Source organism: Klebsiella terrigena (genome assembly GCF_012029655.1).
In the GTDB taxonomy this organism is placed as follows: Bacteria; Pseudomonadota; Gammaproteobacteria; order Enterobacterales; family Enterobacteriaceae; genus Klebsiella; species Klebsiella terrigena.
In genome coordinates this window covers 76,240-102,969 of the sequence record NZ_CP050508.1, presented here as the reverse complement: position 1 = coordinate 102,969, position 26,730 = coordinate 76,240, and the positions used below count along the sequence as shown (strand labels likewise).

The following is a 26,730-nucleotide window of genomic DNA, read 5'->3' as shown; positions in this document are numbered from 1 at the left end:
AACCCGGCTTAGCGTAGCGCTAGCCGGGTTTTTTTATAGTTGCCCCAGCAGCTGATACCACCCGTAGTTCAACGGCAGCAGCAGCAGATAGCTGACCGCCGCCAGCGCAATACACAGCAGCATCCCCGACCGCGCCGGAACTTTGCCCAGCGCCATCGCCACCACGATAGGCGATGCCTGATACGGCAGCAGCGGCGTCGAATAGCCCAGGACCTGAATCATAATGACGCTCAGCAGCGGAAAGCCGGTGGCGTCGGCAAAGCTCTGCGCAAAGGTGGTGTACAGCGCGGGTACGCCGTTGGCGGTCATAATAAAGTTCAGGGCGCTGGTGATGCCGGTGAGGGCAAGGAAGCTGGTAAAAGGACTCTCTTTATCGAGCGGCATAACGTGCAGCAAAGCGTTACCGACCACGCCGCCAATCCCGGTCTGCGTGACGGTAATCGCCAGCCCGAGGATCCCGGCGACGTAAATACAGGTGCGAATATTCACCCCCGTGGAGAACTCTTCCCCGCTGATAAACCCCACCCGCGGCAGCAGCGTAATCACCGCCGCCGCCAGCCCCGTCCAGGCGGGACCAATCCCGTGCCAGCTCTCGCTTACCCAGAGGCTCAATACCACCGCCAGCAGCCAGGAGAGGCGCTTCTCATCCCGGCTCATCGGCGGCAGCGGCGTCCGCTCCCGCGGCGGATGCGGCCTGCCGGGGAATAGCCAGCAAATCAGCGCAACCAGCGCCGCGCCCTTCAGCCAGCCCAGCACCGGCGTGTGCAGCAGCAAATACGGCAGATAGTTGAGGTGAATACCGTACGACCCCTCCGCCGCGCCGCTCATCACTAAATTTGGCACGTTGGCGGGCAGGATCGTCGCCGACAGCTGGAAGGTGCCGAAGCCGACCGCCAGCGCCAGTCCGTACCAGGCGCGGGTGCCGTCCTCAATCCCGGCACGCTTCGCCATCGCCGCGACGATCGGCATCAGCAGCGCGATGCGCCCCATATTAGAGGGCATCACGAAGGCCAGGGCATAGCTGAACAGCACCACGCTGCCCACCATCAGCGGCCAGGAGTCCGTTAGCCTGGCCGACAGCGCCTGCGCCGCCCTGTCCGCCAGGCCGGTTTTACGAATCGCGATCCCGAGGACAAAGCCGCTGAACACCAGCCAGAACGCCGATGACGCGAAGCCGCCAAAGATAACCTCCGGCGGCGCTATTTTTGCCATCATCGCGGCGGCGAAAAACAGCAGCGCGGTAATAAATTCCGGCAGCAGGGAGGTCGCCCACAGCAGGATGGTAATGCCGACAATCAGGGAGGGAAGGAACAGAGGGTGAGAAAGCCAGAGCGACATACCTGTCTCCTGTCGTTTTTTTCAGCAAGAATACGACGCCGGGTCAGGCAGGTAAATGCCAGATATGGTGGGGTTATCGGCCGGCCGCCGGCGCTGGGGTTTATCGCACGGCGCAGCGCGCGGCTAGTGGTAGTGAATTTCGCCGAAATATTCCGACAGCACGTAGTAGCGGCAGTATTCGAAGGGGATATCCCGCCCGGCCTGAAACGTCTGACGCGCCACGGAAAGCAGCGGCTTGTTGGCGGCAACCTGCAGCTTCTCGCACAGCTCAGCAGAGGGCAAAATGGCGTCCACTTTTTCAATCGCCGAGTCGCTGGTGACGTTGAGCAGCGAATAGAGCGAGGTGTGCTCCAACGCTTCAGCCGTGAGCTCAAGACCGGGAAAGAAGCTCAGATCGAGATAAATCTTCTCATGGTTAAACGGGCGATTATTGAGGTAGCGAATGCGTGAGATAAAAAGATAGTGCTGATGCGCGGGCAGGCTCAGGCCATCGGCCTGGGCGTCGCGCGCCCGACGCGGCGCGATGTCGAGGATGCGGTTTTCAACGGCGACGCTGGCATCCTGTAAATCGCGGGTAATTCCGCGAAAGGTATGGCCGTAGTTGACTCCTTCCGGCACGGCGCAAACCACCGAACCGCTCCCGCGCTGCGAGGAGATAATCCCCGCGTTGATAAGCTCGCTCCAGGCCTGCTTCACCACGATCAGCGAGACGTGATACTCCCGGGCCAGCTCCTTTTGCGTCGGCAGCTGGCTGCCTAAAGGCAAAGAGCCGTTCTGGATCCGCTGACAGATGATAAAAAATAGTTGCTTATAAAGCGGGGTAAAGCTCGTTTTATCAACCTGCAAACTACGCACCTCACGTCTTCGCCAGCAGGGGACGCGTTACCGTCCCCGGCAGGGTGAATTCGCTACCCTGCGATCTGTCTGGCCAGTTCTGCCAAATCGAAATGATTCATACGATCCACGGTCGTTAAATAATCGGCGGGAAGAGCGTCCACGCCATGGAATGCGCCGGAGATCGCCCCAACCATGGTGGCGACGGTATCAGTATCATTGCCGATATTAACGCCGGAGATAATAGCATCTACGGCAGAATTCGGACAACACGCGAACAGGCCGAAAGCGGCCGGTACGGCTTCGCTGACGTGCAGCCCGCTGCCGATGATGTCGGCAAGCTCCACCACCGCCGTTTCCCAATGGCGATGCCGCTTACCGATCGCCACGGCCAGCTCAATGCGCCGGGCAACGGACGGCCCGGCGACCATCATCGCGCCCCGCTCTTCGGCCAGCAGATAGCCCCGCTGCGCGCCGTAACCCCCTGCCGCGATAATGCTGTCGGCATCGGTCTGCGCCCTTAGCGCCTCGCTGGTGGCCGCGGCCATTGCCGCCGCGCCGGACATCGCCAGCACGTTGTTATGCGTAAAGCGACAAATCTGCAGCGCGCAGTCAATCGCCGCGTCAAGATTGCCGGGATGCAGCACCGCCGCAGGCCAAATCTTCATTGCCGCACCGTTCGTCGCCTCGGCGTTGCCCTTATTAATAATCTGTACGGACTGCTTTTCGCCCTCCAGCTCGCCCTGCAACGAGGCGCGGTTATCGTTAAATATCGCCTTCATCGCCGCCCGGGTGGTGGGGCCGGTAAAGTTGGCGTAGTAAGGGTAAGCCAGCCACTGCTGGAACGCCTCGCGCATCGCCTCGTCGCTGACCTCCCGCCGATGGCGCAGCAGCGCGTCCATAATGTACTTCGCCTGGATAAAATCATCGGTACACATCCCGGCCTCGTTGCAGCGGCCAAAGGTGTCGGCGGGCGGCTTTTGAAAGGTGGTGACCCAGCCGCCAAAATAGTCCTTTATTTGCTGCTGAGTGCGCACTTCCGTCGCCGCACCCATTGCGTCCGCCGCGGCGGCGCCCACCAGGCATCCCAGTATTTTGTTTTGCTCAACGTGCATGATGACTCCTTATTTCACGGTCATGGCTTGTTCCAGCGCGTGGCTGGAGAGAAAAGTGTTTAGCTGGTCGGGGAACGGCAGCGCGGTCATCGCCCCTTTGGCCGTTACCGCCATCGCGCCGCAGGCGTTAGCCTGCCGAATAGCGGTGGCCAGCAGCGCGGCGTCCCAGCGATCGGCCTGCGAGAGGGTGTAGAGCAGGCCGCCGACAAAAGCGTCGCCGGCGCCGGTGGTATCGACAACCTCGACGCGGGGAGCCGGAAACCACTGCTCGCCCTCGGGGCTCACCAGCAGCGCGCCCTCGGCACCTAATGAGATAACGGTGGTTTCGCAGCCCAGATCGCGCAGGTAGTAGCGGGCATCCTGCCAGCGGGCGGCGCCGCTCAGCTGGCAGAGCTCGTCGGCGGAGACCTTGCAGATTGAGGCGAGCGCGGCGGAGCGGGCTACCAGCGCGGGAATTTCGCCGGTATCGCGCCACATCTTGCTGCGTAAATTGACGTCAAACAGCACGTAGCCGCCGGCCTCACGCGCTCTTTTCGCCCCTTCCAGGCACGCCTCCCGCGCCGGCTGGTCCGTTAGCCCTATCGAGCTGAAGTAAAACCACTCGTGCGGGCGGAACGCCGGCAGATCCGCCGGCGACACGAAGGTATCGGCCCCCGGGTGCACCAGATAGGTGAAGCTGCGCTCCCCGTCGGATGCCAGATTGACAATCAGTACCGCGCTGGTGAGCGCCGCATCGTGCCTCAGGAAGGAGACATCCACGGCGTTATCCTGAAAAACCTGACGCAGGAAATGCCCCGCCTCATCGTCCCCGAGGCAGCCGATAAAGCCGCACCGCCCTCCCAGCCTGGCGACGCAGACGCTAACGTTCGCCGAGGCGCCGCCGGGGCACTTCAGGTAGCGGTCCTGCTTTTCGGCAACCAGATCGACGGAAGCATCGCCGATAACCCAGACTTTATTCATGGCGTTCATCTGCGCCTCCTTATGCCTGCCGCTGCGCCAGCTGGCGCTGAATGTCGCGGTAGTAGTGGTTATTGATCAGATATTTTTTCATCAGCAGACCCACCGCCAGATGGAACAGCGCCGGGATTAGCGTCATCATCAGCGCAATGCCGGTAAGCGAACGGGCGCTCTGCTCAACGTCGGCCTGATAGCCAAAATGGCTCAGCAGGAAGCCCAGCACGCCGCCCGCTACCCCCATGCCAAACTTCTGGAAGAAGAGAATGCCGCCAAACGCGAGGCCGGAGACGCGCAGTCCGGTTTTCTTTTCCCCGTAATCCACCGCTTCGGCGATAGATGACCAGAACACCGGCATTTGCATGTCGCAGAAGAAGTTGATGAGGAAATAGAAGGCAAATGCCAGCACGAGGTTTTCGCGGCCGACGCAGAAATACATCAGCGCGCTGAGGACGAAGGTGACAAGCTGGGTATAGCGGAACATCTTGATTTTGTCCCAGAAGCGGGTGACCCAGGTGGTGGCGATCATTGCCAGAATCGAGGCGACCACGCCGGTGGTCAGGAAGGGCGAAATCAGGCTATCGCCGCCGTTCAGGAAGTATTTTGCGTAGTAGGCCGCGACGGAGCCGCGGATCACGTAGCCGCACATCAGGAGTAAAATCACCACGCCGAGGATAATCCACTGATCGTTACGTAGCAGATACTTAAACTGCTTGCCGACCGGGAGAGAGGTAATTTCCGGGACGCTGCGTTCGCGGGTTGTAAGGAAGCAGAAGATAAACAGCAGCGCGCCCATGGCGCCCATCAGCCCCATCGAAAACTGGTAGCCCAGCGCCTTGTTGCCCTGCCCAAGCCAGACGGCGAGCATCGGCACCACGATAGTCACCAAAAACGCGGCAATCTTAGTCATGACAAAGCGATAGCCGTTGGCGCTCAGGCGTTCAACGGGGTCGTCGGTGATCACGCCGATCATCGAAATATAGGGAATGGTAATCGCGGTATAGACGAGGGTCATCAGAATATAGGTGCCGTAGGCCCACGCCAGCTTGGCCATATACGCCATATCCGGGGTAATAAACATTAAATAGACGGCAAAGCCAAAAGGCACGGCAAACCACAGCAGCCACGGACGATAGCGTCCCCAGCGCGTATTAAGCTTATCGGTCAGGATCCCCATTGCCGGATCGATAATGGCATCGATCAACCGTACGACCACAAACAGCACGCCGACATCCGCGGCGCTCAGGCCGTAGATATCGGTATAGAAATAAGCGAGGAGCAGCTGCATCGCAATAATGACAACGTTTATCGCCATATCCCCTGCACCAAAGCCGATTTTTTCCACGATAGAAAGTTTCATATTGAAATTCCTTTACGCTCAAAAGCGCAAATCTGTCGAACAATTGATGATGTCACTACGTGAAATAAAAACGTTTTTATGGATAAGCCATCCAATAAGATGACTATGAGGAGAGTGTAACGATCCGCAAAAAGATATAAAGGTATACCTTTATATCTTTTGATCGAATTCACATAAATTTTACGTATGGATCCGCACCCCGGCAGCAACCGGGATGAGAATCAATAAGATACCGGCAGGCGCGCCGACGGGGAGAAAATTACCGGGAGGTCAGGATCGCGCAGCTATGGTCCTGAATCTCTTCCGCAGAGGCGCGGTTGAGGGTCAGCAAATTGCGCTCGGTGGCCAGCAGCACCAGCGAACCGTCGCTCTGTTCGGCCATCGCCAGCGCGAAACGTCCCATATGTTGACGCGCCTCGGGCACCTCTTCCGCCAGCATCAGAAAGGGGCTGCGCTGGGCAAGCTCCGCTTCGGTCACCCGGCGCGCCAGATATTCATGGCCGAGCAAACCGCCCGGCAGCGGCAGCCAGCGGCTGCTAATCACCGAGGCCTCGCGGTCCAGCTGGGCGCGAACGTCCTGGCGCAGGCAGGAAATATGAATATGGAGATGGTTCTGGGTGCGCCCGCTGCGGGAGTTAATCGTCAGCGCAACCGCGTTATCGGGTATCGGCGAGCCGCGGCGTTCGCTCATAATTTCCCGGCCTTGCCAGGCCTGCCAGAAGAAGTTTGGCGTCAGCGGATTGAGCAGGAGCGGGCTCTCGGTGCCGTTAATCCGGTACGTCGGCATCAGCAGATACTGCAGCGGCCCGTTGCGGTCTTTAAACAGGACGTAGCCGCCTTTCAGATTCACCTCGGCGCAAGGGGACGGGTTTTGCTGCTGCTGTTGATTGACCACGCACTGCTGCAAAACGATGCGCCGCAGCGCGTCCGGGTTGCCGGAGTGCAGCCAGTACCAGCCGCCTGCCGCAATCGCCGCAAGCACCACCAGCAGCCCCAATAAAAGGTATCGTACTCTTCGCATTATGTTTTCCTGTCTCAGCCAGAAACGGAAGAGTAGCGTAATTTGATGACCAAATGAAAACGCCCGGTTATTTAACCGGGCGTTGAAGGGGAGAGATTAACGCTGACTAATCTGGTCGAAGGTGCCGCCGTTAGAGAAGTGCTCCTTCTGGGCTTTGGTCCAGCCGCCGAACTCCTGGTCGATAGTAAACAACTTCAGCTTCGGGAATTCGCTGGCATATTTGCTGGCAACGGCCGGGTCGCGCGGGCGATAGTAGTTCTTCGCCGCGATCTCCTGACCTTCCGGAGAGTAGAGGTACTTCAGGTAAGCTTCTGCCACCTGGCGGGTGCCTTTTTTATCGACCACCTTATCCACGACCGACACGGTCGGCTCGGCCAGAATCGATTCGCTCGGGGTGACGATTTCAAACTTGTCTTTACCCAGCTCGTTTGCCGCCAGCAGCGCTTCGTTTTCCCAGGCAATCAGCACATCGCCGATCCCACGTTCAACGAAGGTATTCGTTGAGCCACGGGCGCCGGAATCCAGCACTTCGACGTTTTTAAACAGCGCCTTCACGAACGCCTGGGCTTTCGCCTGGTCACCGTGATTCTGGTGCAGGGCGTAGCCCCAGGCCGCCAGGTAGTTCCAGCGTGCGCCGCCGGAGCTTTTCGGGTTCGGCGTAATGACCGACACGCCCGGTTTAATCAGGTCGTTCCAGTCATGAATTTGCTTCGGGTTACCTTTACGCACGAGGAACACGATGGTGGAGGTATAGGGTGCGGAGTTATCCGGCAGGCGTTTCAGCCAGTTTTTATCAATGCGGCCGCGCTCGGCAATCGCATCGACGTCATAGGCCAGCGCCAGGGTGACGACATCGGCTTCAATGCCGTTAATGACCGACGTTGCCTGCTTCCCGGAACCACCGTGGGACTGACGAATCACCACGTTGTCGCCGGTTTCCTGCTTCCAGTGCGCGCTAAACGCTTTATTGTACTGTTCGTACAGCTCGCGCGTCGGATCGTAAGATACGTTTAATAGCTGAATGTCTTTTGCCAGAACGCTGGCGGATGCCAGCAACAGAGTTAACCCCACGCCCCACTTATTCATCGCACCGCTCTCTATATGTCGTGTTGTGATGAACTAAGCGTGCCAGAAAGCGAATCAATGATTAAAGAATAAAAAAAGATTGGCTATAACTTGAGAGAATATACGAAGGGGTAAAGCTAACCCCCTCCCGAGCAGGAGAGGGTGAGGACGAGAGGGCTACACTTCTTCCATGCGGCCCAGCAGCGCCTGCAGACGATCCTGCCAGCCCTGCTGCTGCTCTCTCAGCTGGCCGTTTTCACGCTCCAGCTCTTCGCGGCTGTGCTGCGCGCCCTGAACTTCCTGCGCCAGCGTGTTGTTCTTTTCTTTCAGCTCTTCGATTTCCATCTGCAACAGCGTGATGGTATCAATCGCCTGCTGTACTTTTGACTCTAACTTCTCAAACACTTCTAATGACATCGTCATACCTCTCCTGAACTTGCAAGGCGTTGATAGAAACCGTCCGTTTCGTATACGCGTTGACGCCTTAACGAAAATAAGCGCACTACAGTGGTCATGCTGTCGATTGTATGAATCCCCGCCTTCCCTGTCCAGCGACAACCCGCGCAGATTGCGGTTTGCAACACTTTTCAGCCTTTACCTGGCGTATTCGGCGCTAATCCCCGGCACTTCTGCAGCAATTGTTAATCATTGGGTTCGTACCGCGCGTCCGTAAACGCTCTTTAATGTGCTACAACACGCGTTTATGGCGCGAAAACGCTCATTTTCTTGACCTGGCACACACATTTAGAGTTCGATATTTCTCGTTTGTGTTCGTTAACGATAAATTAACACTATGCCTACATGGCAGCGTGGTCGACGACGACCTTCATACTTACAATAATCACCACTTTGTTTCAGGATTCGATTATGAGCCAAACATCAACACTAAAAGGCCAGTGCATCGCAGAGTTCCTCGGTACCGGGTTGTTGATCTTTTTCGGCGTTGGGTGCGTCGCTGCGCTCAAGGTCGCAGGAGCCAGCTTCGGTCAATGGGAAATCAGCATCATCTGGGGTCTGGGCGTCGCAATGGCGATTTACCTGACCGCGGGCGTGTCCGGTGCTCACCTTAACCCGGCGGTTACCATCGCGCTGTGGCTGTTCGCCTGCTTTGACGGACGTAAAGTTGTTCCTTTCATCGTTGCGCAATTCGCTGGCGCCTTTTGCGCTGCGGCTTTAGTTTACGGGCTTTATTACAATCTTTTCCTCGATTTCGAACACTCGCATAATATGGTGCGCGGTAGCGTCGAAAGTCTTGACCTGGCAGGAATTTTCTCCACTTATCCGAACCCGCATATCAATTTCATGCAGGCTTTCGCGGTTGAGATGGTGATAACCGCTATCCTGATGGGCGTGATTCTGGCGCTGACCGACGACGGCAACGGCATCCCACGCGGCCCGATGGCGCCGCTGCTGATTGGCCTGTTAATTGCCGTCATCGGCGCATCCATGGGCCCGCTGACCGGCTTTGCGATGAACCCGGCGCGCGATCTTGGGCCGAAAACGTTCGCCTGGCTTGCCGGCTGGGGCGAGGTCGCCTTCACCGGCGGCAAAGATATTCCCTATTTCCTGGTGCCGCTGTGTGCGCCGGTGGTTGGTGCCGCGCTGGGCGCGTTCGGCTATCGCAAGCTGATTGGCCGCCACCTGCCTTGCGACATCTGCGAAGTCGAGGAGAAGGAGAGCACCTCCACCTCTACGACGCAACACAAAGCTTCGCTGTAATCTGACTACGAGACTCATACTATGACCGACAAAAAATATATCGTTGCGCTCGACCAGGGCACCACCAGCTCCCGGGCCGTAGTGATGGATCACAATGCCAATATCGTCAGCGTTTCTCAGCGTGAATTTGAACAAATTTATCCTAAGCCAGGCTGGGTTGAACACGACCCGATGGAGATTTGGGCCTCGCAAAGCTCCACGCTGGTTGAAGTGCTGGCGAAAGCGGATATCAGCTCCGACGAGATCGCCGGTATCGGCATCACCAACCAGCGTGAAACCGCCATCGTCTGGGAACGTGAAACCGGCAAGCCGATTTATAACGCCATCGTCTGGCAGTGCCGCCGTACCGCCGAGATCTGCGAGCAGCTCAAGCGTGACGGCATGGAAGAGTACATCCGTAAGGCCACCGGCCTGGTTGTTGACCCGTACTTCTCCGGCACCAAAGTGAAGTGGATCCTCGATCACGTTGAGGGCGCGCGCGAACGCGCTAAGCGCGGCGAGCTGCTGTTTGGCACCGTGGACACCTGGCTGGTGTGGAAAATGACCCAGGGACGCGTGCACGTCACCGACTACACCAACGCCTCGCGTACCATGCTGTTCAACATCCATGAGCTGGACTGGGACGACAAAATGCTCGACGCGCTGGATATTCCGCGCGCCATGCTGCCGGAAGTGCGTAAGTCCTCCGAGATATACGGCCAGACCAACATCGGCGGTAAAGGCGGCACGCGTATTCCTATCGCGGGTATCGCGGGCGACCAGCAGGCGGCGCTGTTCGGCCAGCTGTGCGTCAAAGAGGGGATGGCGAAAAACACCTACGGCACCGGCTGCTTTATGCTGATGAATACCGGTGAGAAGGCGGTGGCCTCTACCCACGGCCTGCTGACCACCATCGCCTGCGGCCCGCGCGGAGAAGTTAACTATGCCCTGGAGGGCGCGGTATTTATGGCCGGCGCCTCTATTCAGTGGCTGCGCGACGAGATGAAGCTTATCAACGACGCGCTGGATTCTGAATATTTCGCCACCAAGGTGAAGGATACCAACGGCGTGTACGTGGTCCCGGCGTTTACCGGCCTCGGCGCACCGTACTGGGACCCGTACGCTCGCGGCGCGATCTTTGGCCTGACCCGTGGGGTCAATGCCAACCACATCATCCGCGCCACCCTGGAGTCTATCGCCTATCAGACCCGCGACGTGCTGGAAGCGATGCAGGCTGACTCCGGTATCCGTCTGCACGCGCTGCGCGTCGACGGCGGCGCGGTCGCCAACAACTTCCTGATGCAGTTCCAGTCCGATATTCTCGGCACTCGCGTAGAGCGCCCGGAAGTTCGTGAAGTGACGGCGCTGGGGGCGGCTTATCTGGCCGGTCTGGCGGTTGGCTTCTGGCAAAACCTGGACGAGCTGCAGGAGAAAGCGGTGATCGAGCGTGAGTTCCGCCCGGGGATCGAAACCACCGAACGTAACTTCCGCTACAGCGGCTGGAAAAAAGCGGTGAAACGCGCCCTGGCGTGGGAAGAGCACGAAGAGTAATCCCGCCAGCGAACTCCCCGGCGGCGCGGCGCTGACCGGGGATGCGGCTTATGCAAACAGCAAGTTTAAACGCCCGGACGCGCGCACAGCAGCGCCTCCGGGCTTTTTTTTAACCAAAAATCGGCAACAGCAGATACAGCTTAATCACTAACGCATTCACAATATCAATAAAGAATGCGCCGACCATCGGCACCACCAGGAAGGCCGTATGCGACGGCCCAAAGCGGTCGGTAATCGCCTGCATATTGGCAATCGCCGTTGGCGTCGCGCCGAGCCCAAACCCGCAGTGGCCCGCAGCCAGCACCGCGGCATCATAGTTTTTCCCCATCATTCGATAGGTCACGAAAACCGCATACAGCGCCATCGCCACCGCCTGTACCACCAGGATAGCCAGCATCGGCAGCGCCAGCGATGCCAGCTCCCACAGCTTCAGGCTCATCAGCGCCATCGCGAGGAACAGCGACAGGCTAACGTTGCCCAGCACCGATACCGCGCGCTCAAACACGCGATAAAAGCCCAGCAGCGCCAGGCCGTTGCTGAGGATCACGCCGATAAACAGGACGCACACGAAGGTTGGCAGCTCAAACACGCTCCCCGCCAGCAGTTGCGCAACCACCCGCCCGACCGTGAGACAGATTGCGATCAGGGCAATGCTTTCAATCAGCACCAGCGAGGTGATCACCCGCCCAACATCCGGCTTTTCAAAAGCGGTGGGTGTTACCTGATCGTCCGGCGAACCCTCCGGGGACGAGGAGTGCTTGACCAGGTAGCGCGCCACCGGGCCGCCAATTAGCCCACCGAGCACCAGGCCGAAGGTTGCGCACGCCATCGCCACTTCGGTGGCGTTGGCAAAACCGTAGCGTTCGACAAACAGCTTGCTCCACGCCGCGCCGGTCCCGTGGCCGCCGGAGAGCGTGATGGAGCCGGCCAGCAGGCCCATCAGCGGGTCGAGGCCCAGCAGCCTTGCCATCCCGATGCCGAGGGCATTTTGCAGCAGCAGCAGCCCCACCACCACGATCAGGAACGTCCCCACAACTTTACCGCCCGCCCGCAGGCTGGCGAGATTGGCATTCAGGCCAATGGTCGCAAAAAAGGCCAGCATCAGCGGGTCTTTCAGGCTCATATCGAAATCAATTTCCCAGCCCATGCTTTTTTTCAGCACCAGCAGCGCAAGCGCCACCAGCAGGCCGCCGGCAACGGGCTCAGGGATAGTATATTTTTTCAGGAAGGGGACGGTGTGGACGAGCTTTCTGCCCAGCAGCAGCACCAGCGTGGCGGCAACGAGCGTCGATAAGGTATCGAGATGAAACATAAAAAGAGCTCCTTAAAGGCGCATGATCCATTCACACGCGACGATATTCCCGGTGTCGATTGTTTCTCATCATGAGTAATCAGGGACGGATTTTAAGCAGAAACTGGCATAAAAAAACAGGGAAACATATTTTGTATTGCTGATGATGCGATTTAGCATACAAAATGTTAATGACTTATCCCCCCATGTTTGCGGCGGAAATATTTTGTCTCAAACACTGGCAAACGTTTGCTTTTGCACTACAGTCCGATAAAATTCCCGCTTTGCCACCTTGGGATTGCTTGTGATGTCCGTGAATACCGCCGAGCCCGAAAATGCGCAAACGGTTGCGCATAAACAAACCAGCGAATTAATCTACCGCCTCGAAGACCGCCCCCCGCTTCCACAAACGCTGTTCGCCGCCTTCCAGCACCTGCTGGCGATGTTTGTTGCGGTGATCACGCCGGCGCTATTAATTTGTCAGGCTCTGGGTCTTCCCGCCCAGGATACGCAGCACATCATCAGCATGTCGCTGTTCGCTTCCGGTGTGGCATCCATTATTCAGATTAAGGCCTGGGGACCGGTAGGCTCCGGGCTGCTCTCCATCCAGGGCACCAGCTTTAACTTCGTCGCCCCGCTGATTATGGGCGGTACCGCGCTAAAAACCGGCGGCGCCGACGTGCCGACGATGATGGCCGCGCTGTTCGGCACCCTGATGCTGGCCAGCTGCACGGAAATGGTTCTCTCCCGCGTCCTGCACCTTGCACGACGCGTCATTACCCCACTGGTCTCCGGCGTGGTGGTGATGATTATCGGCCTGTCGCTGATTCAGGTCGGCCTGACCTCCATCGGCGGCGGCTACTCGGCGATGGCCGACCACACCTTCGGCGCGCCAAAAAACCTGCTGCTGGCGGGTATCGTGCTGGGGTTGATCATTATTCTTAACCGCCAGCGCAACCCGTACCTGCGCATCGCTTCGCTGGTTATCGCGATGGCGGCCGGCTACCTGGCGGCATGGCTGCTCGATATGCTCCCTGCCAACACCGCGCCAGCCGACAGCAGCCTGATTATGGTGCCCACCCCGCTCTATTACGGCCTGGGGATCGACTGGAACCTGCTGCTGCCGCTGATGCTGGTGTTTATGATCACCTCGCTGGAAACTATCGGCGATATCACCGCCACTTCCGACGTCTCCGAGCAGCCGGTTTCTGGCCCGCTGTACATGAAGCGTCTGAAGGGCGGCGTGCTGGCCAACGGCCTGAACTCGTTTGTCTCCGCGGTATTTAATACCTTCCCGAACTCCTGCTTCGGTCAGAATAATGGCGTGATCCAGCTCACCGGCGTGGCCAGCCGCTACGTCGGTTTTGTGGTAGCGCTGATGCTTATCGTACTCGGGCTGTTCCCGGCGGTGAGCGGCTTTGTGCAGCATATCCCTGAGCCGGTGCTCGGCGGCGCAACGCTGGTGATGTTCGGCACCATCGCCGCATCCGGCGTGCGTATCGTCTCCCGCGAGCCGCTGAACCGCCGGGCGATCCTGATTATCGCCCTGTCGCTGGCGGTCGGTCTCGGCGTCTCCCAGCAGCCGCTGATCCTGCAGTTCGCCCCGGACTGGCTGAAGAACCTGCTCTCCTCCGGTATCGCCGCCGGCGGTATTACGGCGATTGTGCTGAACCTGGTCTTCCCGCCAGAGAAAAACTGATCCCACCGTGCTCCCCGGTCGCGCACGGCGGCCGGGGCAGCCCGAAGTCTTCCCCCCTTAGCGCCCTCACATCATCTGATTACACAATTCCTGTCTTGAGGATTGCGCATAATTCGGGCATAACAGCCTTATGTGCCTCGCTCAGGATGTAAGACCATGAAATTTCCTGGAAAGTTGATTCTCTGGCTGCTGACCGCTCTACTGGTCGTCATCGTAGCCGCCTGGTTCCTGCTACAGACTCACTGGGGCTCGCGTCAGGCCAGCGCCTGGCTGAGCGACGGCACCGGCTGGCAGGTCTCCTTCGATGCGATGGATCACGACTTCTCTTCGCCTCTCCACCTGCAGCTGCAGAACGTGACGTTCGGTCGCGACGGCAAGCCGCCGACGCTGGTTGCCAAAACGGTGGATATCGGCTTCAGCACCCGCCAGTTCAGCGATCCGCTGCATGCCGATGAGATTGTGCTCAGCGACGGAACGTTAAACCTCTCCCCCTCTTCCGCCTCTCTGCCTTTTGCCGCCGACCGCCTGCAGCTGCGCAATATGGCGTTTAACAGCCCGGAGACCGGCTGGGACCTGAGCGCGCAGCGGGTAACCGGCGGCGTCAGCCCGTGGGCGCCGGAAGCGGGCAACGTGCTGGGGAAAAAAACGCAGATTCAGATGAGTGCGGGCTCGCTGACGCTTAACGGGGTTGAGGCCAGCAACGTCCTGATTCAGGGCGCTATCGATAATGGCGAAGTCACGCTCTCCACCCTTGGGGCCGATATCGCTCGCGGAACGCTCACCGGCAACGCCAAACGCAGCGCCGACGGCAGCTGGCTGGTCGATAACCTGCAGCTGAATGAAACCCGCCTGCAGAGCGATAAGGCGCTGGCTGACTTCTTCACCCCGCTGACCACCGTCCCTTCGCTACAGATTGGCCGCCTCGATGTGACCGATGCCAGCCTGCAGGGCACCGACTGGGCGGTCACCGGTCTCGACCTCAGCCTGCGCAACCTGACCCTGAGCCACGGCGACTGGCAGAGCGAGGACGGAACCCTGTCGATGAACGCCAGCGAATTCATTAACGGCTCGCTGCACTTCCTCGATCCTATCCTGAATGCCGAGTTCTCGCCGCAGGGTATCGCCCTGCGTCAGTTTACCTCGCGCTGGGAAGGTGGGATGGTGCGCACCTCCGGCCGCTGGCTGCGCGACGGCAAGGCGCTGGTGCTGGATGACGCCGCTTTTGCCGGGCTGGAATATACCCTGCCGGAAAACTGGAAACAGCTGTGGATGGAGCCGCTGCCAACGTGGTTACAGAGCCTGACGCTGAAGAAATTTGGCGCCAGCCGCAACCTGGTTATCGATATCGACCCGCAGTTCCCGTGGCAGGTCACCGCCCTCGACGGCTACGGCGGCGAGCTGCAGCTGGTGAAGGATCGGCGCTGGGGCGTATGGAACGGCAGCGCGACGCTCAACGCCGCTGCCGCCACCTTTAACCGCGTTGACGTCCGGCGCCCGTCGCTCAAGCTCAGCGCCAACGCCTCAACGGTCAATATCAACGAGCTTAGCGCCTTTACCGAGCGCGGTATTTTACAGGCTACCGCCGCGGTGTCGCAGCTGCCCCAGCGCCAGGTTAACCTCAGCCTGAACGGGCGCGGCGTACCGCTAAGCGTCCTGCAGGCGTGGGGCTGGCCCGCGCTGCCGGTTACCGGTGACGGTAATTTCCAGCTAACCGCCAGCGGCAGCGTGCTGGCCGACGCGCCGCTCAGGCCGACGGTGAACGGTCAGCTCAGCGCAACCAATATGGAAAAACAGCAGGTTGCGCAGGTGATGCGCAGCGGTGAGGTGAGCGGCGCCCAGCCCGCGCCTGTCGCGCCCTAATTTCCTCGTCCTCCAGCCTTCTCCCTGCGGGGAGAAGGCCCACGATATTTCCCTCCCCCGAAACCTGTTGCCATTTTGCGGCTGTTTGTACCTATTTCCCGCAACCTGTTCCTTTCAAATAGCAGAATTGCTATAACCAAAACACTGGAAGTCAAAAAAATAATTAAAGTCCCTGTACCTACAAAAATAAAAGGAACAACTATGTCCGCAATACGTCAACATGCTCTGGAGAATATGCAGAAATTCTCCAGAGCGATGATCGGTGCAGTATTGTTCTTGCCGGTCATCGGTTTAATTCTGGCACTCAGTTCTGTATTAACCAACCCAACCTTAATTTCTGAAACCAGTTTTTTACACCAGCTTGGGCAGCTGCTCGGCGATACCTTCTGGCCATTATTCGGCAATCTCGGTTTACTCTTTTGCGTCGGTATTAGCTACGGTCTGGCAAAAGATAAAAAAACGGAAGTGGCGCTGGTTTCGGTCATGTGTTTTATCATGTTTCTGGGCGCCAACCATTCGTGGCTGGAGCATACTCACGGCATTGCCGAAAAAATTAACGGCGAATATTACGGCACCGGTCAGACGCAGATCTTAGGGTTTGTGGTGGTCGATATGGGGGTGTTCCTCGGTATTATTCTCGGCTGCACCATCGCCTGGGTACATAATAAAGTCTCCACCATTGAGCTACCCGGCGCGCTGTCGATGTACGGCGGTGCGAAGCTGACCCTGGTGGCCATGACGCCCGTCATCATCTTCTACGCTATCGCCTTCACCTGGATCTGGCCGTTTATGACCCACGGTATCGCGGCGTTAACCGGGTTTATGAAAAATGCCGGCGTCGCGGGCGTCTTCGTCTACGGTTTCTTTGAAAAATTCCTCATCCCCACCGGCCTGCACCATTTCGTGTGGTCGCCGTTCCAGCTAACGCAGATCGGCGGCACGCTGAACGTTGACGGCCAGGTCGTTTCCGGTACTCAGGCCATTTTCCTCGCCTACATGCGCCATCCGGACCTCACCCCGGTGATGAACGACGCCCTGCGCTTCTCCCAGCAGGGGATGACCACGATCTTCGGCCTGGCCGGCGCCTCGCTGGCGTTTTACCACACCGCGAAGCCTGAGAAGAAAATGCTGGCCAAGGCGATTCTGCTGCCCGCCATTATCACCTCCATGCTGACCGGGATTACCGAGCCCATTGAGTTCACCTTCCTGTTTGTTTCACCCCTGCTGTGGGTGATCCACGCCACGTTAACCGCCGCCTCGCAGGCCATTTGCGACATCTTTACCGTTCGTCCGTGGGGCGCATCCGGGCTGATCGAATTCCTGATTTATAACCTGCCGCTGCCGGTTTCCCTCACCCGCTGGCCCGGCTACGTGCTGATCGGCATCGGGCAGTTTGCCGTCTACTACGTTATTTTCCGCACCCTGGTAGTAAAACTGAATTTAAAAACCCCGGGCCGCGAAGACGACGAAAATGTGAAGCTATATAGCAAAGCGGACTATCGTAAAAAGATGAACGATAAGTCGGCGGTCACCGATGAAATTATTAATGGCCTGGGCGGTAAGGATAATATTATTTCCGTTGATAACTGCTTCACCCGCCTGCGGGTGGCGATTAAAAATATGGATCTGGTTGACGACGATATATTAAAAAGCACCGGTGCCAATGGCGTCGTGCGCAACAGAAATGAAGTACAGGTTATTTATGGCGTCAAGGTGGGACAGGTTCGTTCTCGGGTTGATAGCTGGCTCGCAGAAAATTAATCAGGAGTTATTTATGAAATTAACCGTATTAGGCGGGGGCGGCGTTCGCTCCGCGTTCCTGGCAAAATCACTGGCTTATAACGCGCACCGCATTGGTTTAACGGAAGTGGTATTTCTCGACAGCTCCGCTGATAACCTGGCCGTCTTCGGGGAAATCGCCCGCTACGTCTTCCAGGCTATCCGCCCGGATATTGATTTCAGTATTACCCGCGACCCGGTCGCGGCGCTGACTCATACCAACTACGTCATTACTACCCTGCGGGTCGGCGGCGACGAAAGCCGTATTCGCGACGAGCGCATTGCGCTTGAGCATAATACCTTAGGCCAGGAGACCACCGGCGCCGGCGGCTTTGCGATGGCGATGCGCTCAATACCGGCGATTCTGGACTACTGCCGGCTGATCGAAGAGCACGCCGCCGAGGACGCGATCCTGTTTAACTTCACCAATCCGTCGGGTCTGGTGACCGAGGCGATTATCAAGTCCGGCTTTAAGCGCCGGGTGTACGGTATCTGCGATGCGCCGTCGGAGCTGATTCGCGAGCTGCCGGAGATCCTCGGCTGCGACGAGCGTGACCTTGGCGTCGAGTGCTACGGCCTGAACCACTTCTCGTGGTTTACCCACTTCACGGTGCGCGGCGAGGACGTGACCGAACGCCTGATCGCCAGCCCGGACCTCTATCGTAAAACGGCGATGCAGTATTTCTCGCCCGAGCTGGTAGAACTGTGCGACAAGCAGCTGCTGAACGAATATCTCTACTATTACTACTACCGCGAGGTGGCGTTAAAAGCGATTCAGGAAGCGCCCGAAACCCGCGGGGAGCAGATCGCCCGCATCAACCGCGATATGCGCGATGAGCTGCATACCGTTGATGTACAGGCCAATCCGGAGGCGGCGTTCAATATATGGATGAAGCACTACCTGCGCCGGGAAAACAGCTATATGCAGAATGAGTCGCGGCAGGAGAAGTTCCATACCCGCGAGCCGCTCACCCTGCAGCAGTTTATCGAAGAGCCGGATACCGGCGGCTATGCGGGCGTAGCGCTGGATATTCTGGAGGCGGTCAACAGCACCACCACCAAGCGTATCGTGGTGTCGATATCCAACAACGACACCCTCGACTTCCTGCGCCCGGATGACGTGATTGAGATTAGCTGCGATCTGAGCAAAGACGGCCTGAAGCCGGTCACCCCGGCGCACGTGCCGACGGCGCAGAAGAACATGATCGCCAGCGTCAAAGAGTATGAACGGCTGGCGGTGGCGGCGATCCTGCAGCGGGATAAGTCGCTGGCGATACGGGCGCTGATGGCCCACCCGCTGGTCGGCTCCTGGTCGCTGGCGCAGAAGCTGGCTAACGCCTATCTCGACGATAAGCTGTTTGCCGACTGGCGGTAATCTTCGCCTGTCTCCCTCGCTCGCGGGGTGTTAGTTGCCCGGGCTGCCGCTTCAACGCCGCAGCCCGGGAGTACTTTAGCGCCGCGTCTAGAGGGCGTCGCCCGTCCTGCCTTTTGCGGTCTGAATAAACCACATCTTCAGAAAGCGCTCAAAGCCCAATATGCAGTAGCCAAAAAATGGGTTGCTCCAGTAAATATCGTCATCAAACTTCTGCGGGTCGTGAATAATAAACGCGGTATCCGCCGCCTGGGCCAGCGGGCTTTGATAGTCGCCGGTAAAGCAGACCAGGTTAATCTCTTTACCCTCCAGCGCCTTCACCCAATTTAGCGCCGAACTGCTGCGCCCGGATTTAGAAATTATCCAGATCGAGTCAAATTTAGCGGCGTTTTTCTGTTCGAGAATTTCATAATCCGGCCACAGCGCGAGGCTGGCGTTAACGCCGGTCACCAGAAACTTATTATAAATATATTGCGCAATCAGCTGCGAGAAGCCGCTGCCGTGGACCAGGATGCGGTGCTGCTGCAGGCTTTCCAGCAGCGAGGTGACCCGCTCCGCCGGCAGAATGCTCATATAGTCGATGTCGTTGGTAACGTCGAGCTTAGGCATGGTGATATTGAATTTAATAAAATAGACCAGCTCCAGCCAGCCGCTGAACTTGAGCTTCTTTGCCAGGCGTACCAGCGAAGACGGATTGCTGTAACAGCGCTCGGCGACGGCACGGATCCCCTCCCGCACGCAGCGTTCAGGATCGTGCTGAATAAAGCGCAGGACGGTCATTTCCGTTTTGCTCAGCTTAACGTCACGAAAGATGTTTTCTAAATCCATTCCGGGCTCCTCTCAGCAGCAGAGTACGCTATCACCGAACGGCAAAACTGTCTGTGGCGTGAGTCACCGCAATGAAACAGATATTACTTTTTTAGAATAAATGGAATAAAAAAACCTTTCATCGCTGCCGTATCGGCTGCGGCCAGAAGCAAAAACGCCGCCGTCGTCCTTCCAGGAAAACCGCGCTTCAGGCTTTTCTGAACGATAAGGCATCGTTCACCGCATCTTTGCGGGCTTTTTGGACGGGCAAATCGACGCGACAACCCCTTTGAAGACGATATTGCGCTAACGCGCGAGAATGTAAAAAAGTGTAAGCCACGGATTTTGAAAGGGTTTGCCCAGGAGTGTTCTGTAAAGTCCAGTTTTAACAGTAAAAAAGTGCGTTTAGGTATGTGGTAAATGACTGAAAGTAGCTATAATGCGCCCCGCCTCCATGTAGCAATCGAGGCGCGGAAGATCGTCATCTCCGGTGAGGTGGCTGGACTTCAAATCCAGTTGGGGCCGCCAGCGGTCCCGGGCAGGTTCAACTCCTGTGATCTTCCGCCAAAATTTAGCTATTTTGGCTTTATCAATTAACACTTCATCACTCATCCTTGTGACGAGAGTCACTTTATTTCCCGTGCATTTCATATAATCATTTAAACTCAACAACAAGATTATTAATGAGATCGTTATGCACGATATTAAAAAAGAGCAACTTTCGCCTTTTTTCTCCATCTTAGTTGGATTCAATAAAGCAAAATACACAGCTAAAGTCTTACATGAAGCGGTTATTGAAATTATAGAAACCGTAATTAATAATGACGATGGAATACAAAAATTCCCTACTTCATCAGAATTCATTAGCGAAGCGTCTTTATTAATTACACCTTACTGCATTAATAAAACCCCGAGTTGGACAAAAAGGAGTGATATACAAGACATTGAGAATCATGTTGTACTGACGGTAACAATGGGATCCTATGTTTCATTTTATTTTTCAGACAAAGGGATGAAAGACTCAATCAGGGAATACTTTAAAAGTTCATATTTACCTAATTTACATCCTGTTGAGATCTCTCATCTGAATCATTTATTCATTAATGAAGATAATATTAAGATGCTTTGGCTTCTTGGTATACATGGAAAAAATACATTTAAAGCCGATTCTAAGGTTTTAGGTGGAAATAGCGTTGCGGAATCTTTGGATCCTCTGGAAGACCAATCATATATGATGTCAGCTGTAAGAACAGAAATAGGAAAAACCAATAAAACTATAGGCCTAAATCCTTTTAAATCTTCTATATGGAAAGGTCCATGTAAGGATTGGGCTACATTTGAAAAAAATGTTATCGAAATATTAGATACGTTAAACTCAAACAACCAAAATAATACATCCCCAATTGGAATTCTAGCAAGCCCAATTAATGAACTAAACGGTGTAAAGGATGCATATGATTTTTCGGTAATCGATCCTGATTTCGTTCCTTACGAAATGAGCTTAACTAAAACTGAGTTAATTAGAAAAATCGCCACCAAATATAAAGTTGAAATATCTCCAACCTTAAACACATCCTTTTCTCTTAAAGTATTTTATGAAGACATTCATTGTGGAGATATCAATGTAAAAGTATTAATTAAAGATTATGAAGTGAGTTTTGAAGTTGATAAACAATACATTACGACGCAAAAAAAAGAGATCCTTAATAATTATGCAAAAATACTAAAATACCCTGAATTAATTAAATGCTGGTATGAGTCAGGGCACGCCGTCGTTAACTCATGGATGTTTAAGACTGACTATAAAGATGTTACATACGATGGTTTTATTTGGGCCGACTTTGAAGATTTTAATATATGTCAAGAGAAACCATTAACATCTGAAGCACTCGACTTATCTAAAATAGGAATGCAAAAATCGTTGGAGTAGTCGTTGGGATACTGCAGAAAAATTTAATACGACAGAGAAACCAACTGGTTGGCTATATTGTGATGATGGCGCTGGCGAAAAAGCAGACTTTATTCACATTGATGAACACAATGGCAAAGTGATAATATCACTTATTCATATCAAGGCTGCCAATAGCAGCAGTGTTAAAAGAAGAGTATCAGTAGGCGCTCATGATATAGTCTTAAGCCAAGCAGTTAAAAACTTAAGATATTCAAATCGCAAAAATCTCATACAGGACCTCACTGATAGAGCTACTAACTCACAGAATAAAATGTGTTGGCACGAAAGCACGTTAATACAATCCGGTGAATTTATAAAAAAACTATCATCATTACATACAAGTCCTAACAATCTAAAAACACGAGTAATTGTTATACAACCTCACACTACTAAAAGTTACTATACACAATTACAAAATAACAATATCAAAAGACAACTAGATGTACTACTAGTTAGCTCGGATAACGCAATCAAGTCTTCAGGAGCAGAATTTCATATTATTGGATTTAATGATGGTTGATTCCATAATAAATATCTACCCATTAGGCTCGATCCCTCTAGCTTTCAACGCTTCCCTCGCCAGTTCCTTCAACCAACTGGCGAGACTCACTCCCTCTTCTGCCGCCACGGCATCAAGCTGTTCCTTCAATGCCGGATCTATACGCATTTTGAACTGCGGGGACTGACCACCGCCTTTTGGTTTTTTTTCGCGCGATATGGTTGACATGAGGCCACCTATTTAGCTAATCTCGACATATAGGAGGCCACCTAAAGCCTCTTGTGCTAACAACGCTCCGTTGTGCGGGAACACAGCCGGAGCGTCTAACCTCACCAACTATCAAGGAGTTGATTATGGCTGATTCGTATTCTACCCCAGATATCACCGTTAACGGAACAGAGCGCCAGCTGCTGGTTGGCTATCGGCCAAATGGTCGCGATACCAGTACACCAAGTCTTACCCTTTCCGGCAAGTGGCTGCGCGAAGCGGGATTCGATACCGGGAAGCCGGTCACGGTTAAGGTAATGGACGGCTGCATTGTGCTGATGGCGCTCAGTGAAAAAGAAGAGATGCTCAAAGCCGAATTACAGAAAATTCAGCATTCGCTTAAAAGCGTTAAAAGTACGCTCCATCTTGCCTGACGCCTGAAAATTTTCACTTTTTGGGTACTCGCTCCCAGATGCTCCGGGTTATTCGCCTGTCTAATGAAATTTATGGTCTGTTTCTGACATACTCTACGACTCAAAGCAGGTTAACCCGGAGGCTATATGACAAAGGAACGCTTAACTTCACCCCCGGCAGGTGAGTTCATTATGTTTGCCAGCGGTGATGGAAGAGTGCGTGTTGAATGCCGCTTTGAGTTGGATACAATCTGGTTATCTCAAGCATCAATGGCCGAGTTGTACAATAAAGATGTTCGGACCATTAATGAGCATTTGATAAACATTTTTTCTGATGGCGAGCTTGGTCAAAACTCAACTATCCGGAAATTCCGGATAGTTCGCCGGGAAGGAAAACGTCAGGTTTCCAGAGAGATAGATCACTATAACCTCGAAGCAATACTCGCCGTTGGCTATCGCGTCCGCTCGCCTCGCGGGGTTCAGTTCCGCCAATGGGCCACCCAAACGCTGCAGGAATATCTGATCAAAGGCTTTGTTATGGACGATGAGCGGTTGAAGAATCCGCCCGTTGCTCCATCCGCGGTACCTGATTATTTCGATGAGATGCTTGAACGTATCCGCGATATTCGGGCCAGCGAGCGCCGGGTTTATTTACGGGTGCGGGAGATCTTTGCGTTAGCTGCCGACTACCAGCCGTCGCTGAAGGAAACGACGCAGTTTTTTCAAACCATCCAGAATAAGCTGCATTTCGCCTGTACGGGCTATACAGCAGCCGAACTCATCCAAAATCGCGCTGACGCCAATAAACCGCATATGGGTTTGACCAGCTATAAAGGTGAAGAGGTGCGTAAAAGTGATGTCACGGTAGCAAAAAACTACCTTAATCAGAATGAAGTCAGCGAGCTTAATCGGGTCGTGAATATGTGGCTGGATTTTGCCGAAGACCAGGCCCGCCGTCGACAACAGGTATTTCTGCACGACTGGCAGGAAAAACTCGATCAGTTTCTTCAATTTAACGATCGTGAAGTTCTGCAGGGCTCCGGTACAATCGGTAAGAAAATAGCCGACGAAAAGGCACAGGCCGAATATAGTCAGTTTGCCGAGCAGCGGCGACGATTAAAAGAAGCCGAGGGAGAAAAAGATATTACCGCTTTGCGGCAGTGGGAAAAATAAGGTGAAAAATAACGCGCCACAAACAGCCTGGAGTAGATCAAAGAGGCGCTAATCCTCCCGGTCGTACCGTCGCAGCAGGGCCTCCCTGCCCAGCTTCTCATCAGAAGTAGTACCCAATATTGACGTTAGTGCGGAAATACCATTTGCCGCTGCCCTCGGACTCGGTGCTGGTCCAGCCCGTAGCGTTCAGCGCGCCGCCCCAGGGATTGGCGTTCTTCGCCCAGCTGAGGTCGACCCACAGCATCACCGGCAGGGCAAATACCTGCACCCCAAGGGTATTCATCTGCGAATCCTGCCAGCCGCTTTTGTCTTTCCACAGCACGCTGTAGTCGTTATAGAAACGCAGCTTTGATACCGCTCCCCACTTCACATCAACGTCGCGGGCGAGGTTTAGCGACGCGGTGGTACCCTTGGCCGGGATGAGATAGGCCGGCGTCAGGCCGTTGCCGCCCATCAGGATCGTATCGTCGCTGACGCCCGCGGGGTTCTTAGGATCGTACTGATAGCGAATCACCTGCGACGTGAGCTGCCACGGTCCGTTGTGCAGCATTCCGTGCAGGCCTGCCGCCCAGAAGGTGCCGTCATCGTCCGTTTCGCGATTGTGCAGACGCGCCAGCGCCAGCGAGCCGCCCAGCTCGTTACTCCAGCCTCCGCCGCGAAACTCCCGGGCGATGCGGACGTTAACCTGATCGCGCTTCTCGTTACGCTGCTGGTGCTGGCTGGGGTAGAAGGTGTTCTTCAGGCGGCTGTAATCGCCCACCTCCGGCGCGTAGCGCAGGTTTTCCGGCGCCATCCACGGGAAATAAGCTACATCCAGCGACCAGTTTTTATCGTGATATTGATAGTTCACCCCGCTACCGGCGTTAACGCCAAAGCCTAAATAAAAGGGAATGCCGTAGGACCAGCCGAATTGCGGATAGGGTTCAAGGCCAAAGGGTTTACCCGGAATACCGAGCGTAATATTATTATTATCGTTTAAACGATATCCCACATAGGCCCGGTCGACGGCATATTTATGGTGATCCTGAAACCAGAATCCGGCGTCGAAGAAATAGTTATTATAAAACCCGCTGCTGTCGATACGAAAGGTATCGAAACGCAGATGCGGCGGATTGCGATAATTACTGCCCTGCCAGTCTTCATAGCGGTAGTTTGCCCGCAGGGCGCCGCCGAAATCCACCCCGGCGAGATTATCGGCGCTGCGCCAGCCGATATGCGGAAACGGCTTTGCTTGCTCCGCCTGCGCGAAGCCTCCGGTACACGCGCCCAGCAGCAGCGCGATCGTTATTTTACGCATAGCACATGCCTCACTTTATATTTTAATAAGCAACAGAAGACCGCCGTCGCTAAATAGCGTCGTTTTAATTAGTTTGTCTCAGCAGTGAAACGTTCAGCTAAATATTGCGATGAGAATATTTTTGTCTCAAATATGAAACTCTGTTTATTATTTGATATAAAGAAAGTCGCACGCAGCGTAGTGAGAGTCAAGGCATAAACTTTGAGCTATAACGCAATATTATTATTCAACGCCAGAGGAATTAATATTTTTGAAGTTCACGCAAAATTATTCTCAAATATGAAACAGCGGGGCCCATAGCGTCCTAACCTTGTGCCGTGAGCTGATTTTCTCTTTTTGAATATAACTCTTATCGCCGTCGGGCCGTTTTTCCCCGGCCGGCGCCGGTCTATCCTCGACGCATTCAACCGATGAACCTATTTGAAAACCGGAGAGTATATGAAAGCAATCGCCATTACCCGCGCAGCGGCAGAAGGCCACAATATCCCCTTTTTAAACGCCATCGAGCTGCCGGTTCCGACCGCTGAGGGCCATGATCTGCTGGTTGAGGTCAAGGCCATTTCCGTTAACCCGGTGGACACCAAGGTGCGCGCCGGATTCGATGCCGATACGCCGCGCGTGCTGGGCTGGGATGCGGTTGGTACGGTCAAAGCCGTTGGCGATGCGGTCACCCTGTTCGCACCGGGCGATGAAGTCTGGTACGCCGGCGCGCTGGGCCGCCCGGGAAGCAACGCGGAGTTTCAGCTGGTGGACGAACGGATCGTCGCCCTCAAGCCGCGCTCGCTGGATAACGCTTCCGCGGCGGCCCTGCCGCTCACCGCCATTACCGCCTGGGAATTATTATTTGACCGCCTGGGCGTCCAGGAAGGCGGCAACGCGGGCGACACGCTGCTGATCGTCGGCGCGGCGGGCGGCGTTGGCTCCATCCTTACCCAGCTGGCTCGCAGGCTAACCGGGATGACGGTGATCGGGACGGCATCGCGTCCGGAGAGCCAGAAATGGGTGCTGGACGCCGGCGCGCATCAGGTTATTGACCACAATAAGCCGCTGAGCGAAGAGCTGGCCCGTATCGGAGTGAAGGAAGTGACCCATGTCGCCAGCCTGAACAATACCGAAGAGCACTATCCGCAGCTGATTACCGCCCTTGCGCCGCAGGGCAAGCTGGCGCTGATCGACGATCCGCAAACCCTCGACGCCCGGCCGCTGAAGGCCAAAAGCATCTCGCTGCACTGGGAGTTTATGTTTACCCGCTCGATGTTTGAAACGTCGGATATTATTGCCCAGCATCAGCTGCTGACCCGCGTCGCCGCGCTGATTGATGATAAAACGATTAAAACCACGCTCGGCGAACACTTCGGTGCGATCACCGCGGAGAACCTGCAGAAAGCCCATGCGCAGCTCGAAACCGGCCGCGCCGTTGGCAAAATCGTGCTGGAGGGGTTTTAA

The 26,730-nt window shown here is 55.5% G+C and carries 22 protein-coding genes and 1 tRNA gene; 11 read left to right on the top strand and 12 right to left on the bottom strand.

The annotated features are described in order from the left end of the window. Positions 1-33: 33 nt before the first annotated feature. From HCK03_RS00475 to zapB, 8 genes are all read right to left on the bottom strand, one after another. Entirely contained in the window at positions 34-1,338 is a 1,305-nt protein-coding gene (locus tag HCK03_RS00475; RefSeq protein WP_041143243.1) for an SLC13 family permease, read from the bottom strand. Positions 1,339-1,461: 123 nt separating this feature from the next. Continuing rightward, positions 1,462-2,184 (bottom strand): GntR family transcriptional regulator, encoded by a 723-nt coding sequence (locus HCK03_RS00470; RefSeq protein ID WP_041143244.1) that lies wholly within the window; start codon positions 2,182-2,184, stop codon positions 1,462-1,464. A gap of 62 nt (positions 2,185-2,246) precedes the next feature. Next, complete coding sequence (locus tag HCK03_RS00465; protein WP_167691012.1) at positions 2,247-3,287, bottom strand: ADP-ribosylglycohydrolase family protein; 1,041 nt, start codon at positions 3,285-3,287, stop codon at positions 2,247-2,249. A 9-nt stretch (positions 3,288-3,296) separates the two neighbouring features. Beyond that, on the bottom strand, positions 3,297-4,256 hold the full coding sequence (locus HCK03_RS00460) for an aminoimidazole riboside kinase (protein ID WP_123552554.1): 960 nt from the start codon (positions 4,254-4,256) through the stop codon (positions 3,297-3,299). 10 nt (positions 4,257-4,266) lie between these two features. Continuing rightward, complete coding sequence (locus HCK03_RS00455) at positions 4,267-5,601, bottom strand: MFS transporter (RefSeq protein ID WP_135183820.1); 1,335 nt, start codon at positions 5,599-5,601, stop codon at positions 4,267-4,269. A gap of 259 nt (positions 5,602-5,860) precedes the next feature. Further along, entirely contained in the window at positions 5,861-6,622 is a 762-nt protein-coding gene (locus HCK03_RS00450; protein ID WP_041143248.1) for a CDP-diacylglycerol diphosphatase, read from the bottom strand. 96 nt (positions 6,623-6,718) lie between these two features. After that, the gene (locus HCK03_RS00445) at positions 6,719-7,708 is read right to left on the bottom strand and encodes a sulfate ABC transporter substrate-binding protein (protein ID WP_041143249.1); all 990 of its coding nucleotides are present in this window, start codon (positions 7,706-7,708) and stop codon (positions 6,719-6,721) included. 156 nt (positions 7,709-7,864) lie between these two features. Further along, on the bottom strand, positions 7,865-8,110 hold the full coding sequence (gene zapB / locus HCK03_RS00440) for a septal ring assembly protein ZapB (protein WP_095102595.1): 246 nt from the start codon (positions 8,108-8,110) through the stop codon (positions 7,865-7,867). A 444-nt stretch (positions 8,111-8,554) separates the two neighbouring features. Between zapB and HCK03_RS00435 the strand changes: the two genes are divergently transcribed. Both HCK03_RS00435 and glpK read left to right on the top strand, forming a co-directional pair. Further along, on the top strand, positions 8,555-9,406 hold the full coding sequence (locus tag HCK03_RS00435; RefSeq protein ID WP_041143250.1) for an MIP/aquaporin family protein: 852 nt from the start codon (positions 8,555-8,557) through the stop codon (positions 9,404-9,406). A gap of 21 nt (positions 9,407-9,427) precedes the next feature. Continuing rightward, the gene (gene glpK / locus HCK03_RS00430) at positions 9,428-10,936 is read left to right on the top strand and encodes a glycerol kinase GlpK (protein WP_041143251.1); all 1,509 of its coding nucleotides are present in this window, start codon (positions 9,428-9,430) and stop codon (positions 10,934-10,936) included. Between the two features lie 109 nt (positions 10,937-11,045). On the opposite strand, the gene gltS is transcribed toward glpK, so the two are convergent. Then, positions 11,046-12,248, bottom strand: a complete 1,203-nt coding sequence (gene gltS / locus HCK03_RS00425) for a sodium/glutamate symporter (protein WP_115191666.1) — start codon at positions 12,246-12,248, stop codon at positions 11,046-11,048. Positions 12,249-12,534: 286 nt separating this feature from the next. Here gltS and HCK03_RS00420 point away from each other — a divergent pair, with 286 nt between their 5' ends. The 4 genes from HCK03_RS00420 to HCK03_RS00405 all read left to right on the top strand — a co-directional run bounded on the left by HCK03_RS00420 (position 12,535) and on the right by HCK03_RS00405 (position 18,940). Beyond that, positions 12,535-13,926 (top strand): nucleobase:cation symporter-2 family protein, encoded by a 1,392-nt coding sequence (locus HCK03_RS00420; protein WP_143717649.1) that lies wholly within the window; start codon positions 12,535-12,537, stop codon positions 13,924-13,926. Between the two features lie 156 nt (positions 13,927-14,082). After that, positions 14,083-15,786: an AsmA family protein gene (locus HCK03_RS00415; RefSeq protein ID WP_041143254.1), complete on the top strand. Its 1,704-nt coding sequence runs from the start codon at positions 14,083-14,085 to the stop codon at positions 15,784-15,786. A gap of 201 nt (positions 15,787-15,987) precedes the next feature. Next, the gene (locus HCK03_RS00410; RefSeq protein ID WP_041143255.1) at positions 15,988-17,547 is read left to right on the top strand and encodes a PTS transporter subunit EIIC; all 1,560 of its coding nucleotides are present in this window, start codon (positions 15,988-15,990) and stop codon (positions 17,545-17,547) included. Between the two features lie 13 nt (positions 17,548-17,560). Continuing rightward, positions 17,561-18,940, top strand: coding sequence for a family 4 glycosyl hydrolase (locus tag HCK03_RS00405; RefSeq protein ID WP_041143256.1), 1,380 nt, complete (start codon positions 17,561-17,563; stop codon positions 18,938-18,940). 87 nt (positions 18,941-19,027) lie between these two features. On the opposite strand, the gene HCK03_RS00400 is transcribed toward HCK03_RS00405, so the two are convergent. Further along, positions 19,028-19,765, bottom strand: coding sequence for a MurR/RpiR family transcriptional regulator (locus tag HCK03_RS00400; RefSeq protein WP_167691011.1), 738 nt, complete (start codon positions 19,763-19,765; stop codon positions 19,028-19,030). 451 nt (positions 19,766-20,216) lie between these two features. On the opposite strand from HCK03_RS00400, the gene HCK03_RS00395 reads away from it, so the two are divergent. Together HCK03_RS00395 and HCK03_RS00390 are read left to right on the top strand one after the other, a co-directional pair. After that, a tRNA-Sec gene (locus HCK03_RS00395) sits at positions 20,217-20,311 on the top strand. A 127-nt stretch (positions 20,312-20,438) separates the two neighbouring features. Further along, a complete protein-coding gene (locus HCK03_RS00390) occupies positions 20,439-21,674 on the top strand; it encodes a hypothetical protein (protein ID WP_206110930.1) in 1,236 nt (411 codons plus the stop codon). 556 nt (positions 21,675-22,230) lie between these two features. On the opposite strand, the gene HCK03_RS00385 is transcribed toward HCK03_RS00390, so the two are convergent. Continuing rightward, the gene (locus tag HCK03_RS00385; protein ID WP_041143265.1) at positions 22,231-22,422 is read right to left on the bottom strand and encodes a toxin-antitoxin system HicB family antitoxin; all 192 of its coding nucleotides are present in this window, start codon (positions 22,420-22,422) and stop codon (positions 22,231-22,233) included. Positions 22,423-22,547: 125 nt separating this feature from the next. Between HCK03_RS00385 and HCK03_RS00380 the strand changes: the two genes are divergently transcribed. Both HCK03_RS00380 and HCK03_RS00375 read left to right on the top strand, forming a co-directional pair. Further along, positions 22,548-22,835 carry a SymE family type I addiction module toxin gene (locus tag HCK03_RS00380; RefSeq protein ID WP_115191662.1) on the top strand — a complete coding sequence of 96 codons (288 nt, stop codon included), beginning with the start codon at positions 22,548-22,550 and terminating at the stop codon, positions 22,833-22,835. A gap of 126 nt (positions 22,836-22,961) precedes the next feature. Beyond that, positions 22,962-23,987 (top strand): virulence RhuM family protein, encoded by a 1,026-nt coding sequence (locus HCK03_RS00375; RefSeq protein WP_167691010.1) that lies wholly within the window; start codon positions 22,962-22,964, stop codon positions 23,985-23,987. Between the two features lie 100 nt (positions 23,988-24,087). Here HCK03_RS00375 and HCK03_RS00370 read toward each other — a convergent pair whose 3' ends face one another. Further along, entirely contained in the window at positions 24,088-25,284 is a 1,197-nt protein-coding gene (locus tag HCK03_RS00370) for a porin family protein (protein WP_167691009.1), read from the bottom strand. A gap of 438 nt (positions 25,285-25,722) precedes the next feature. Here HCK03_RS00370 and HCK03_RS00365 point away from each other — a divergent pair, with 438 nt between their 5' ends. Beyond that, positions 25,723-26,730 carry a zinc-binding alcohol dehydrogenase family protein gene (locus HCK03_RS00365; RefSeq protein ID WP_167691008.1) on the top strand — a complete coding sequence of 336 codons (1,008 nt, stop codon included), beginning with the start codon at positions 25,723-25,725 and terminating at the stop codon, positions 26,728-26,730.